At 39.9% G+C, this 541-nt stretch carries 1 protein-coding gene; it reads left to right on the top strand.

Annotated elements, in window-relative coordinates:
* Positions 1 to 169: 169 nt before the first annotated feature.
* On the top strand, positions 170 to 541 hold a 372-nt coding region (locus tag IEX12_RS23230; protein ID WP_188726005.1), incomplete at its 3' end, for a hypothetical protein.

The raw sequence follows: 541 nt of genomic DNA, 5'->3' as shown, positions 1-541 counted from the left end.
TTTATCTTCCTTTGGCGAGAAGACCCCTTCCTCAAGGAATGTATAGGGTAAAACCAAATGAGTAGGTAGGGGATGAATCGCCTCTCCAAGGGAGACTTTTTGAAGTTGACAAGAACGTGCATTCGTGTGATAATAGGCATAGATGGAAAGAAAAAGGGGCCTTTAAGGGATGAGCACAAAAGCATATTTCTCTAATCGAATCTATAAAAATACGCTTTCCAATTCAGTTGTTGAAGCTATTCGCGATAGCTTATCCCGCTTCAACCGTGCAAAACAGTTGGTATTGAATACCTTGGTCAAGGAAAAACGTTCGGGCCAGAATAGGCGGGAAAAATCGATCCATTTACACGTCAAGGAAAAATATCAATTGGACGATTATTATGCCAACAGTGCTGTTCAAGCTGCCAACGCCCAATTAAAAAGTCTGGACGAACTGAAAAAAATCTATATCGAAAATAAATCAGCACAAATCCGTTCCATCAAACGGAAATTAAAACAGGAACGCTCCAGATTAACCACCTTAAGAAAAATCAAAACATCC

Source organism: Lentibacillus populi (assembly GCA_014642895.1).
In the GTDB taxonomy this organism is placed as follows: Bacteria; Bacillota; Bacilli; order Bacillales; family Amphibacillaceae; genus Lentibacillus_C; species Lentibacillus_C populi.
The sequence above is the reverse complement of the archived record's forward strand: the minus strand, read 5'-3'. Positions and strand labels throughout refer to the sequence as shown.